This window comes from Longimicrobium sp. (assembly GCA_036387335.1).
GTDB lineage: Bacteria > Gemmatimonadota > Gemmatimonadetes > Longimicrobiales > Longimicrobiaceae > Longimicrobium.
On sequence record DASVTZ010000007.1, the window covers coordinates 46279 to 58921 of the forward strand.

General features: G+C 62.6%; 9 protein-coding genes. All 9 read right to left on the minus strand.

Annotated features, from left to right (window positions below):
• Positions 1-749 precede the first annotated feature (749 nt).
• A complete protein-coding gene (locus tag VF647_00630; GenBank protein HEX8450562.1) occupies positions 750-1481 on the minus strand; it encodes a hypothetical protein in 732 nt (243 codons plus the stop codon).
• Between the two features lie 257 nt (positions 1482-1738).
• On the minus strand, positions 1739-2113 hold the full coding sequence (locus VF647_00635; protein HEX8450563.1) for a DUF5615 family PIN-like protein: 375 nt from the start codon (positions 2111-2113) through the stop codon (positions 1739-1741).
• Positions 2114-2344, minus strand: a complete 231-nt coding sequence (locus tag VF647_00640; protein ID HEX8450564.1) for a DUF433 domain-containing protein — start codon at positions 2342-2344, stop codon at positions 2114-2116.
• A gap of 316 nt (positions 2345-2660) precedes the next feature.
• On the minus strand, positions 2661-3230 hold the full coding sequence (locus VF647_00645) for a Swt1 family HEPN domain-containing protein (protein ID HEX8450565.1): 570 nt from the start codon (positions 3228-3230) through the stop codon (positions 2661-2663).
• The gene (locus VF647_00650) at positions 3227-3859 is read right to left on the minus strand and encodes a DUF5343 domain-containing protein (protein HEX8450566.1); all 633 of its coding nucleotides are present in this window, start codon (positions 3857-3859) and stop codon (positions 3227-3229) included. The genes VF647_00645 and VF647_00650 overlap by 4 nt, the downstream gene beginning before the upstream one ends.
• Positions 3860-4041: 182 nt before the next feature.
• Positions 4042-4605, minus strand: a complete 564-nt coding sequence (locus VF647_00655; protein ID HEX8450567.1) for a hypothetical protein — start codon at positions 4603-4605, stop codon at positions 4042-4044.
• 368 nt (positions 4606-4973) lie between these two features.
• Positions 4974-5132, minus strand: coding sequence for a M13-type metalloendopeptidase (locus tag VF647_00660; GenBank protein ID HEX8450568.1), 159 nt, complete (start codon positions 5130-5132; stop codon positions 4974-4976).
• A gap of 3244 nt (positions 5133-8376) precedes the next feature.
• Positions 8377-10431 (minus strand): M13 family metallopeptidase, encoded by a 2055-nt coding sequence (locus VF647_00665; protein ID HEX8450569.1) that lies wholly within the window; start codon positions 10429-10431, stop codon positions 8377-8379.
• A gap of 296 nt (positions 10432-10727) precedes the next feature.
• Positions 10728-12643: prolyl oligopeptidase family serine peptidase (locus tag VF647_00670; protein ID HEX8450570.1), on the minus strand; the 1916-nt coding region annotated here is incomplete at its 5' end.

The window sequence follows — 12643 nt, forward strand, 5'->3', positions numbered from 1 at the left end:
AGATCGGGATCTTGCTCGATGTCCTCCTGGAACCGCTGAACTGCGTGCCTCAATGCGTCAGCCAACGCCTCGATCTCTACGACCACAGCCCCGTCGTTAACGTGTTGCTGCAGTAAAAGGTCGTTCGGGTGATGAACGTGTCTCCACCTGTAGACCAGGCTCCTTGCCTGTCCCTGGCGAGACAAATCGCTATGCCTGCTATAGGCATGCAAGACGCCGCAACGGGCGGCCCAAAGGTCAGCAGAACTCAGCGCGGTGTGGAGGTATGGAACGAAGTACTTCTCGGCCCATGCCTTGAAGTCTGGACCGCCCCCACTCGCTCGGTTAGTCGGTACCGTTAATCCCGCGAGAGCGTCCATCGCGGAATAGATCAGGGTCACAGCCGAAACGAGGCACAAGGCTTCGATGCACGCGTCGATTCCGCGTAACATACCGCGTTCGCCGTGAACGATCTCGTGAACACTCGGATCTCCCATCATGTGCGGTGCTTGGATAGTAGTTGACGGCCTAACTACTCTCTAACTCGACGGAATTCGGATATGCGCGCAAGAGCTTCGTTGGTGATGTTCTGCACGCGTTTGGGTTTATGTCGGAATCGCTGGGAGTGTTACGAGGAATTAGACGGTTCCAGATAACACCCACGAACGTAGGAGGGGCTATGTGTGCACCTCTTGCCCGGCTAAAGGTTGGTGGAGGACGCGCGGAAGCGCAGTGCGTGTACTGACGCCGATTGGCCGTATAACGCGCTTCTATCGCAGGTTATCCCGACCGGACGGATCGAGGCCGCGCATTTGGCGCTCGCCGTAGGGGCACAGGTCGAGAACGGGGCAACGTGGACAGTCCGGATTGCGGTAGTAGCAGCAGCGTTGCCCGTGCAGCATCAGAGCCTCGTGGTTGTCGTACACCTGCTGGGCATCCCACTGCGGCGGAAGCTGCGCCTCCAGCAGCCGGTGCGCGGGGCCTACCGATACGTTCGCCGGAATCAGCCCCAGCCGTTGCGCCACACGGTGGTGGTGGCTGTCCACGGGGAGTGCGGCCATCCGCAACCGGCTGAACAGGAGCACGGCCGCACTCGTCTTCGGCCCCACCCCGTTGAGCGCTTCAAGCCACTCCCGCGCCTGCTCCACGGACAGGGTCCCGAGGAAGTCCAGCGACAATTCTCCACCACGCCGCACACCGATCTCGCGCAGCACCGCCTGAATGCGGGGCGCCTTTTGCTCCGGCCAGGTAGCGGGCGCGATCGCTTCCTCCACCGCTTCCACGGGCGCGTCCCTGACCTGTGCCCAATCGGGGAACCTGGCCCGGAGTTGACGGAATGCGCGGCCCGAATCGCTGTTCCTGGTGCGGTGGCTGAGGAGCGAGGAGACGAGCTCGCCCATCGGATCGAGCTCATGGAAGAAAGGGATCGGGCAGCCGTACTCGGCGCACAGTCGGTCGTGCACCACGAGAGCTTTCGTGCGGAGATCGTCGTGGATGCTCATCCCCGCTCGCTCGGCAAACCACGCGCCCGCAGCCTGGAAGGCGCACCAGTGGCGGGAAGCAACAACGGCGGGAAGCAACAACGGCGGCCCGGATCACTCTGGGCCGCCGTTCTCCATCGTCACACCGGGCGCCACCGATCCTCACGCGCTGCTCAGGGGCAGGTACGTCTTGTCGCCAGGCGGGACGTTGAAGGGCGGGCGTTAGGAGCCCCGGGATGTCGCCGAGGACGGCGTCTCTTGGCCGCGCTCGGACGACGTCACCCGATCTCCACGAGCTCTTCACCGGCGGCGAGCAGCGCCGCCACCTGCGGCCAGACGGGCATCACGAGCCCGCGTAGCGCGGCATTGCGCACGTTCCCACACGTGACCCATACAACCTGAGGCGGAGATCCCTGCTGCTCCAGCAGCCGAACAAAATCTTCATCCTTCGTGATCACCACTGCCGCACCTCCGGTCCGAGCTGCGGCGAAGATTACGGCGTCGTCCTCGCCCAAGAACCCGATGTCGTTCACATGTGCAGCGTCAACCCCATACTCCCGAACCAGCCAGCGGGCGAGCACAGGCGGAAGTTGGGCGTCAACCCACACGCGGCGGCCCGCGAGTGCTTCCTTTCGCTCTGCGTCCGCGAGCATTTACGCCGCGAAGCGCGGGTGGTCCACTCGCCGCGCCGCGTACAGCAGGCACGCCGCGATGTCGTCGCGCTCGAGATATGGGTAGTCTTGGAGAATCTCAGCTTCGGGCGCTCCGGCGGCGAGCAAAGAGAGCACGTCGGCCACGCGAATGCGCATGCCTCGGATGCAGGGACGACCGCCACACTGCTCAGGGCGGAACGTAATGCGGCCAAGGAGCTCGTCGTCGGACACGGCAGCCTCCAGATTCGTCGGATACAAGATACACGGAGTGGCAGTGTGAAGCGGATTGGTGCTCCTCACATGCGCGCGATGCGCAGTTCGCGCACCAGAACCGAGCAGTGCCTCTCAGAATCTAACCCGCAACCCGAAGATGTGTAAGCAGAAACCGAAGCGGCGGCCCAATCGCTCTGGGCCGCCGTCTTCCATCGGACCAGGACCCGGCCGCAAATCGCCTCGCCGGCTCCTCACGTCCGGCGGCATCATTCGCCGGGTAGCTCCGTCTTCGCTGCAGGCGATTATCAGGCCATGGGGAGGCGCGGACGTGAGCTCACCCGACCTGCCGGACCCAGTCGCGACCAATGCTCTCAATGCGCTCGATCTCAAGTTGTGGGAGGATTCCCGTATGCATGATAATATTCCGCGACATCTCAAGATCGTTGAACCGAGCTGTTACCCACGCTTGGTCAGGAAACAAGTCCGAAAACTCCTCCCAGTTAGCGATTATGATCTGACCGAGGTTGCCAAACATGGTGTAGCCAATGAGCTCGCTCGATCGCTGGGAATGATACCGATTATTCTCCTCCTTCTCCTTGAGCTTCTCAACCGCTGTGCGAATTTTTGTCGGCACGCAGAGGTGCCACCAATCCGCACCCTTACGCTCCAGTAGCCGCTCACTGATAAGTTCTCGCCCAGCGTTTTCAAGACAGAAAAAGGCTATGTAGATCGACGCCATTTTCTGTGCGTTATGCACTATGCGGGGACTAAAGTCCGTCTCCGCAATGCGCGCCACAGGTGCCGTGTTCCGGTTCTGTCGTACGGAAGTACCGGACTCCTCAAGCCGGTCGAGGGTGTCCTCAAGGAGGATGGCATTAAAAACAAATTGCTTGAGCGCTTTCATAAAGCGATGTGTGCGAGGTGCTCCTTCATGCTCTTGAAAATCGCGTTGTACACGGAGATGTCGGTGGTCGCTGGCAAGTGAATTTGGATGTTGTAATGGAATGATGGTTCCCGGGCACCTGCGGGCGGCTCGTGGGGAGTGGCACGCTGAGGTGGTGGTTGGACATCAACTTCCTGTACTTCCACGTGTGGTTTCGACTTGGAGGGCCGGCCTGAAAAATTAGCGAGCGAAGCGAGAGTCTTGAATGTCGTCAGATAGCGCGCAACCGACCTCTCGTCTTTGCCAGTGATTCGACTGATTGCACCTTTTATTTCATCATCGGTTGCATTGTGGATCTCGGTATTTAAGGCATAAAGATCAGAGTAAAGATCTTTCACGCGCTCACCCAAAACCACCTTCCAATCGGTCGCGTCGCGGAGTCGATCATAGTACTCAGTTGGGGAACCGGTCTCTCCAACGAAACCGAGATCCCGCATCACTGTCACCATCGCACGATCATTCGACGCAGTGAAGCCCATTTTTTTGAGAAACTCTCGCGAGAACCGCTCCGGTTTGGCTGCGGAGCGGATCTTCGCCAGAATCGGCTCAATCTTATTATTGGAGATGATGTAGGGGTAGCTCTGAGGCATAGCGGATCCCGGCAGATGGTGAGAAATAGGGAGCGTGGAGGTTTAGCGAAAACATGGCTGGCCCGCAAGCCAGTTAGCCGAGACAAGAGCTTGAAGGTGCGGGGCTGGCAACGTTATCGGCTGGTGAAGAAGCATGGATGGCCCCGCATCCATCAGCCGATTATAGGCGGCCCGTAGCGAGGTCAACAGAGACGCGTCAAATCGATCGGTCCAAGGACCAAAGGGTGGAGTACCCGCAGAGCCTCCTCAAGTCCCTGTAAGAGCGCTCGAATCATTTCCAGTTCGCTAGAAGAGATCTGGGACGGTGAATATGGTCCTGGTGTAATACCAATTGGATACTTCCCGCACTCGATAATTTGCTGTAGGCGCACGAGCAGGCTTTCAAGAGGCTTCTCAACGGTGAGATCGGCCTCTCGAAAGAGTCGAAGTAGGTTGTGGGTCTTGAAGCTTTTGTCTAAGGAGCCATTCGCTGTCGGATTTCTCCCCTTCGCAACGAGAATTGCCTTAATCAGGTTTTCAGTCGCAAACGCATATAGCAGTAAGGCGGGCATCAGCGAAGTATGGAACCTCTGGTAATCGATGGGGAGCGGCGGCCATTGTGAATCTTTGGGCCAGGGCTCGATTGTAGAGTACCTCTGGACTACCACATTCGCTGCGCAGATTAGCTCGCGTGCCACTATCTGCCATACGACGGGTGATGTTCCGGCCTGTCCAAACATCGATGCTTCTGGAGAGTAGTCGGTCATCGCCTGGGAACTGCCTCGCTCAACCATTAGGTGAACAGGACAAGGAGGGGCTAACACATTAAGTAGAATCGATTCGGGTATGCACACAAGGGGTTCGTGGAAGTATCCCCTGCCTGTGCACGGGGTAGGGGAGTTGCCACCCAGTGTTATGCGGAATCTTGGTGGCGGGGCGCCACCTCGTTGCCACGAAGCGCCTTGCGAGCTCGTGGCGGAAGGGTATCTCCAGAACTGTGAACGGATTGGACGCGTACCCCGCTTTCGGAGCGGCTTATCCGAAGTGGCGCCGACGGCGGGCGGCCAAATCAGAAACCAAAACGGGGCCCGGATCGCTCCGGGCCGCCGTCTTCTTGCCATCGATCCGCCAACGCTTACCAGATCCTCACGCGCTGCTCGGGCGGCAGGTACATCTTGTCGCCGGGCTGAACGTTGAAGGCGGCGTAGAACTCCGGGATGTTGCGGAGGACGCCGTTGGTGCGGTACTCGCCCGGCGAGTGCGGGTCGGTCATCACCTGCTGCCGCAGGGGCATCCTCGCGCGGGAGGGTGGAACGTTATGTAACGACTCACATGCTCTGCAGCGAACAATTGGGTGAGATCCAGATCTCGATCTGGCCGGGGCGCGACGGCAGATTAATATGCTTCAGGCGTCGCGAAAAGGCCTTTGAACATCTCTGACGGGCGAAATACGCATCTGCTAACTGCGCGACGCGCTCTGCTGCCTCTCGATCCTTTTTGTGGAAGTACCGCACGTCCGATGATCCAATAGGCCCCGGGATTCGCTGAACGCCTGGAGACGAAAGAAGGGTCGTGTTGAGGTTTGCGCGAAGGCTATCTAGATCGCTTTGTTCTAAGCGTGGGTCTGCTTGTATTAAGACGAATGCCGGAAACGGGTCCTTGATGTATGCTTTGAAGGCGCTATCCAACGACGTGTAGTTCGTGCTTCTTCCTTCGTAGGGAATCAGTAAGTATGTGTATCGTACGACGGATGCTGTCCGACTGCTCGGTTAGTTGCTCGACCTGGAGCAGCAGCGGGCGAGTTTGGGTGAGCACATATATGGAGCTTGCAACAACAAGAACACACATTGTCAGCAAAATCACAAAAATTCGACGCAGCCGCCGCGTCGGATCATGGCTCTCATTCTGCGTGGCCGCGTCCATTACTTTCTCTCCGTCGGGATGTTAGGCGCCTGAGGTATGGGTCGGATGGTATCACGAATGATTCTGTGCAGCACGACCACCGCGCCGATTAAGCCCGTGGCAACCCCGCCTGTCCCAAGCGCCCCTAAGACGGCTGAGGCATTGAAACCTGCAGGGTTGCTCCGCGAGGCATGAATAGCTACGTACAGCATCGCGGCGATTACGAGGGGAATACACGCCACGGCGGTCAGTCCTGCCGCGAGCCGTATCGTATCTTCAACCGGACGGGTTGCTCTGCGTGCCCCACGTGTACCAATCGGTAAGGGAAGGAGACAGGTGAAGAAAAGCTGATTGGAAGCGGCGCCTCGATAGAGAAAGAGCTAGCGACATCCGTTCCGCAAGGAAACATATTGTTCGTTGCCGGTCTTTTCTCGCTGCGGCGGCCGTGAAGTCAAATCGAACGTACGTGCGCCGATGCCTGGATTTTGTCGAAAGGGACCGCGTTAAAGCCGTAAGTGCCAGAAGGCGGGTGGAAGGTGGTGGATCAGATTTGCGCCCGTCACCCGGCGGGATCGTACTCAGCTTGATCCGGACCGGCGCACGAGCGGTCGCCCTCCAGTGGGATCGCGGCGAAGCAAACTTTTGGTGGAACTGATCCGCGCGCTTGTCTTCGTATCGTACAACACGTCGGGCGTTCAAACCAGCGTAACGCCTTCAACATCCGCCCGTCTTCAACGCACCTCACAGCGTGATGGGTGGTATCGGTGCTGAGTCAAGTTTCCCGCCCAGCAAGCTCCGGGTCCGCCTCAAGCATGCCCTGCTCTCCGAAATGTCTTGCGGCCGCCCTCGAATCGGGCTGCTGCCCGTCCGCTCGCAGACGTTGCTCTCGACCGCGAACACGCAGTGAATCCAATCCTCTTCGCGTCTGACGTCAGCTCGGGTCACGGAGTGCTGTCACGATATTCGAACATGCGGGTGAGTAAATGCACGGGGAACCAACTTCAGAGTACAACGAACCGCACTACTTCTTGCGCTTGCGAGGCTTAGCTTGTGGTTTCGGCGCCGATCTGTCCTGCAACAGCTTGTTGCAGCCGCACCATCGGTCAAGAACTCCACGTTTAAGGAGGAACACGCCAAGTGCGATTGGTGGGAATGCCATGTGGAGCTTCGTTTCAATGATCCACCCACAGAGTGATGTGAGCACCGACCACCCATCATCCTCAGCTTTCCGCCACTGGTCCCACTCACAATAGTGCAGCCGAGCGCAAAGCTCCCTTTGCACGGTAACGTCAAGCGATGTTATCAAGAGTTCAAGATCGAGGGTGAGGAGATGGTTAGCCAAAATCGCCCATTCACCACCGTACAATCCCACTCCTTGGTCGTGACGGACGAACGAGGGTAGCTCGTCATCAAACGTGGGAAATTCCAGATGAGCATAACCACCATATCCGTTCGGTTGATTTCGAGGATAGTCCCATCCCGGAAGTAATTTCCCGTCGTGGGCGAGGATAGCAGCGGCTCGGCACTCTGCAAGTATGTGCGCGTCCCGAGGAAACGGCTCAGCCAGCACCCGATTAAGGACTCGGTCGTCCTCAAGGTATGCTCGGAGGATCTGCTGGTCAGCGGGGGATAGCATCATGCCTCATGGGGGTGTCAGACCAGAGAGATGGTAGCTTGAGCGGGGTCGGAGCCCTTCATCATGATAGTAGCGTTAAGTGCCATCGGTTTAGTCTTAGGTACGGAGACGCGCCTTCTGCTGAATCAGTTCAAATGGACGTCGTTTCAACCTTTTCCGTTGTGCAGCTGACAGCGTGGTTGGTCTCGCTCCTGCGCTCACAAGGCGAAACACCTAGTTCAGCGGCAGCAGGAAGCAGGAGTATATCAAGCTGCACAATCATTCAGGCTTGGTGCCAAATGCAAGGCCTTCGTTCGGCGGCGGGTGATCTGATGGAGTAGCTCGCAAACTCAAGATGCTAGTTTAGCTCAGCTGCCAGTCGGCGGCCTCGTGCAGTCAAGATGCTGTGCCTTCGCCCGTGCGTCACGCATCCGCTGTGGGATACGCGCAGAAAGACCCGTGGACGCAGGGCGCAGCTAATCTGGTTCCTGATGATAAAGGTCCTGTCGTTTGCAAAGATGCGAATAGACGCAGACGCGATCTCGGGGTGACTCTGCAGCCGGGCTTTGACCGGCGCATGGTCGAGCCGTTGTTCGGTGGCGCAGGGCTACGGCTACAGGAGAGCTTCTGATCCTATTAGGGAGCGAGATTTGAGGAACAGCTGCCGAACCACCCTCTAAGTAGACGGAATCGGCGTATGCACGCAAGCATTTGCGTCTCGTGTGCGTCCGCGGCGCCTTATGTCGATCTGCCGTAAAGTGAAATGCCGGACCGCGGAATACCAGGTAAGCGCGTTCTCCCTCTGAAATCACTGGGATGGATCGGCACGTTGCCAGCACTCTGATTGCATTTGTGCGCGCTCGTGCGGAACGAGCCAAATATGCACGCGGAATCGCGGAATAACGCTCCTGAGTAAACTGTTGTGCGGATTCGTGCCGCGCGCGTGTGCTGGCCGCGCCAAACGAAAAGTCGGCGGCCCGGATTCGCTCCGGGCCGCCGTCTACCATCCATCCACCAAGGCTTACCAAATCCTCACGCGCTGCTCGGGCGGCAGGTACATCTTGTCGCCGGGCTGGACGTTGAAGGCGGCGTAGAACTCCGGGATGTTGCGGAGGACGCCGTTGGTGCGGTACTCGCCCGGCGAGTGCGGGTCGGTCATCACCTGCTGGCGCAGGGCGTCCTCGCGCATCAGCGTGCGCCAGATCTGCGCGAAGCCGATGAAGAAGCGCTGGTCGCCCGTGAGGCCGTCGATCACCGGGGCCTCGCGGCCGTTCAGCGACTTCTTGTAGGCGCGGTACGCCATCGCGATGCCGCTCAGGTCGCCGATGTTCTCGCCCAGGGTGAGGCGGCCGTTGAGGTTGAGGCCCGGCGCCGGGCTGAAGGCGGCGTACTGCGCCACCAGGGCGTCCGCACGCTGCTTGAAGGCGTCGTTGTCCGCCTCGGTCCACCAGTCGCGCAGGTTGCCCTCGCCGTCGGAGCGGCGGCCCTGGTCGTCGAAGCCGTGGCTGATCTCGTGGCCGATCACCGCCCCGATTCCCCCGTAGTTCACCGCGTCGTCGGCGGCCGGGTTGAAGAAGGGAGGCTGCAGGATCGCCGCGGGAAAGACGATCTCGTTCATCGTCGGCGAGTAGTACGCGTTCACCGTCTGCGGGGTCATCCCCCACTCCGCGCGGTCGATGGGCTGCCCCAGGCGGCGCACCATGCGGTTGTGGCCGAACTCGGCGATGCGGCGCAGGTTGCCCGGCAGGTCGCCCGGGCGGATCGTGAGCGCCGAGTAGTCACGCCACTGGTCCGGGTAGCCGATCTTGACGTTGAACTTCGCCAGCTTGGCCTGCGCCTGCACCTTGGTCTCGGGGCTCATCCACTCCAGGGAGTCGATGGCCGTCTGGAAGGCGGAGCGGAGGTTGCCCACGAGCTCCTGCATCCGCGCGCGGCTCTCCGGGCGGAAGTTGCGCTGCACGTACAGGCGGCCGGCGGCCTCGCCCAGGGCGCCCTCCACCAGGCCGACGCCGCGCTTCCAGCGGGGGCGGTTCGCCTCCAGCCCCTGCAGCGCCTTGCCGCGGTACGCGAACTGGGCGTTGACGAAGGGCGAGCTGAGCGCCGACGCGTAGTTGTCGACCAGCTTGACCGTCAGGTACTGGCGCAGCACCGGCACCGGCGTGGCGGCGATGATCTGGTTCATCGCCGTCATGTAGTCCGGCTGGCGCACGACGACGCCCGGCGTGCTCTCCGCGCCGACCGCGCGCAGGAAGCGGGTCCAGGAGAAGCCCGGCATCATGGAGTCGAGCTGCGCGACGGTGCGCAGGTTGTAGCTCGCCTCGCGGTCGCGGCTGCGGGCGCGGTCCCACTGCTTCTCGGCCAGCGCCGTCTCCAGCGCGAGCACGGCGCGAGCGCCCGCGGCGGGGTTGCGGTCGCCGGCCAGGCGCAGCAGCGTCTCCACGTACGTCTGGTACGCGGCGCGGGCGGCGACGAGCTTGGCGTCCTGCTTCAGGTAGTAGTCGCGGTCCGGAAGCCCGAGCCCGCTCTGCCCCGCGGAGGCGATGTAGCGCGTGGCCTGGCGGGCATCCTGCCCCACGCCGAAGCCGAACGGCGTCTGCACGCCGATGCGCTGCAGGTGCGCAAAGAGCTCCGGGAGCGCGGCGCGGTCGCTGAGCGCGGCGATGCGGGCCAGCTCGGGGCGGATGGGCGTGATGCCGGCCGCCTCGATGCGCGCCGAGTCCATGAAGCTGCGGTACAGGTCGCCCACCTTCTGCGTCTCGGAGCCCGGCTGCGCGTTGCGCGCGGCGGCGGCCTCGTCGATGATGGCGCGGAGCGACTCTTCGCTGCGGTCGCGCAGCTCCACGAAGGAGCCGAAGCTGGAGCGGTCGGCCGGGATCTGCGTGGTCTTGAGCCAGCCGCCGTTCACGTAGCGGAAGAAGTCGTCCTGCGGGCGAACGGTCGTGTCGAAGTTGCGGCGGTCGAAGCCGAGCGCGGGGGTGCCCGTCTGCGCGGCGAGCGTGCCGGCGAGGCCGGTCGCCACCAGCGCGCCCACGACGCCGAGGCGCCGCGGCAGGCGGAGCTGCTTGGGAGGTGTCATTCGATTGGCTTTACCTGGGGGAAACAAAAGTTCACCATCGCGACTCGTTACCCGCGACGATGGCGGCGGTTCCTGATGGTTCCGTGGTGCGTTCAGGAACGGCTGGTCTCACGCGGAGGCGCGGAGACGCAGAGAGAAAAGAACAGAGGCTCACACAGAGACACAGAGCCACAGAGAGAACAGCAATAAGGGTTTTCTCTGTGGCTTGCAGTTTCCTCTGTGCCCCTCCGTGTGAGGCTTTTCTCCGCTGTTCTCTCTCCGCGCCTCCGCGTCTCCGCGTGAGGCTGCTGTTGCTTTTACCGTGTGGCCGCCGGCTGCGGGGCCGGAGTGCGCGGGCCGGCGTTCTTCACGTAGCGGTCCATCCAGCGGATCATCTCCGCCAGCGTGTGCATCACGGATTCACGGCCGCGGTAGCCGTGCGCCTCGTACGGGAGGACGACGTAGCGCACCGTGGCGCCATGGCCCTTGAGCGCGGCGTAGAAGCGCTCGCTCTGGATGGGAAAGGTGCCGGAGTTGTCGTCCGCCTCGCCGTGGATGAGGAGGATCGGCTCGTTCACCTTGTTGGCGAAGGTGAAGGGGCTCATCCGCGTGTACGTGTCCGTGGCCTCCCAGTAGCTGCGCTGCTCCGCCTGGAAGCCGAACGGCGTGAGCGTGCGGTTGTACGCGCCCGACCGCGCGATGCCGGCGCGGAAGAGGTCGCTGTGCGCCAGCAGGTTGGCCGTCATGAAGGCGCCGTACGAGTGCCCGCCCACGCCTATGCGGTCGCGGTCCGCCACGCCCATCTCCACCACCTTGTCCACCGCGGCCTTTGCGCTGGCCACGAGCTGCTCGATGTAGGTGTCGTTCGGCTCGGCACCGTTGGCGCCCACGATGGGCATCGTCGGGTTGTCCAGCACCGCGTAGCCCTGCGTGAGCAGGAAGAGATGCGAGATGCCGCCCGGCCGCGCGAAGCGGTTGGGCGAGTCGCTCACCTGGCCCGCGCTGGCCGCGTCGCGGAACTCCGTGGGATACGCCCACATCAGCAGGGGGAGCGGACCGTCGCGCCGGGCGTCGTAGCCGGCGGGGAGGTACAGCGTGCCGCTCAGATCCACACCGTCCGCGCGCTTGTAGGTGATGAGCTGGCGCGTGACGCCCGCGAGCTGCGGCGCCGGGTCCGTGAAGCGCGTAACCGCCTGCGCGGTGCCGCCCGGAAGGGTGCGGACGTAGTAGTTGGGCACCTCCGTCAGCGACTCGCGGCGCGTGAGGATGCGGTTGCCCGAGCGGTCCAGCACCGTGACCACGCTCTCGAAGTGCGGGTCCTCGGCGCGCCACAGGCGGCGGGTGGCGCCGGTCGCGATCTCCATCCGGTCCAGGAAGGGATAGAGGCCTTTGGGCGACGCGCCCTGGCCCGCGAGGAAGATCGCGCGCCCGTCCTCCGTCGTCAGCATTACCGGGTGGCCGCTGGCGGTGGAGGTGTACATCGGGCCGCCGGGGTCGCCGTAGCGGTCGTCGTAGGTGCGGTCCGCCAGCTTGCGCGGCGCCGCCGAGGGGTTGGCGGGGCTGGCGGCGTAGCGGCGCTCCCACCGCGTGTTCCACCAGCGCGACGTCACCAGCGCGAAGTCGTTCGTCCCCCACGACACGCCGGCGAAGCGCTGGTCCAGGTCCAGCCAGCGCGTGGGCTGCGCGGTGAAGGGAGCGTCCAGCAGGAAGAGGCGGTCGCGCACCGGCGCCTGCTTGCGCGGGTCGCCCTCGTCCTGTGCCTCCACCCAGAACAGCGTGGCCGGCGCGTCCGACCGCCACTCCACGTCGCGCGGGCCCGTGGCGACCGCGTCGAATGCGGTGGGGAGGTCGTCGGTCAGCGGGATGTCGGCGACGCGCTTCACCTCGCGCCCCGTCATGTCCAGCACCTGGATGCGGTTGGGGAAGCGGCCCGCGGGTGCCACGAAGCTGTACGGCTTCTCGATCCTCGTCACCAGCACGAACCGGCCGTCCGGCGACACGCTGGCGTCCTCGATGATCCCGGGCTCGCCCAGCCTCGTGGGCGCGCCCCCGGCCACCGGCACGCGCACGAGCTGCGAGGTGAAGTAGTAGTCGAAGAGGCGCGCGTCGTGCGGCGTCTGCAGCAGGTCCTGGTACGTGCGCCCCGGCGAGGTGCGCCCCAGGTTCTCCTGCACCAGCGGGCCCGTGGGCGCGCGCGGCGCCTGCGGAACCGCGCCGCGACCGGCCGGCACCT

What these genes read in the sequence shown, in the direction of transcription:
- VF647_00655 (HEX8450567.1), bottom strand. Translation starts at nt 4,605, where the DNA reads ATGACCGACTACTCTCCAGAAGCATCGATGTTTGGACAGGCCGGAACA.
- VF647_00635 (HEX8450563.1), bottom strand. Translation starts at nt 2,113, where the DNA reads ATGCTCGCGGACGCAGAGCGAAAGGAAGCACTCGCGGGCCGCCGCGTG.
- VF647_00645 (HEX8450565.1), bottom strand. Translation starts at nt 3,230, where the DNA reads ATGAAAGCGCTCAAGCAATTTGTTTTTAATGCCATCCTCCTTGAGGAC.
- VF647_00630 (HEX8450562.1), bottom strand. Translation starts at nt 1,481, where the DNA reads ATGAGCATCCACGACGATCTCCGCACGAAAGCTCTCGTGGTGCACGAC.
- VF647_00665 (HEX8450569.1), bottom strand. Translation starts at nt 10,431, where the DNA reads ATGACACCTCCCAAGCAGCTCCGCCTGCCGCGGCGCCTCGGCGTCGTG.
- VF647_00660 (HEX8450568.1), bottom strand. Translation starts at nt 5,132, where the DNA reads ATGCCCCTGCGGCAGCAGGTGATGACCGACCCGCACTCGCCGGGCGAG.
- VF647_00650 (HEX8450566.1), bottom strand. Translation starts at nt 3,859, where the DNA reads ATGCCTCAGAGCTACCCCTACATCATCTCCAATAATAAGATTGAGCCG.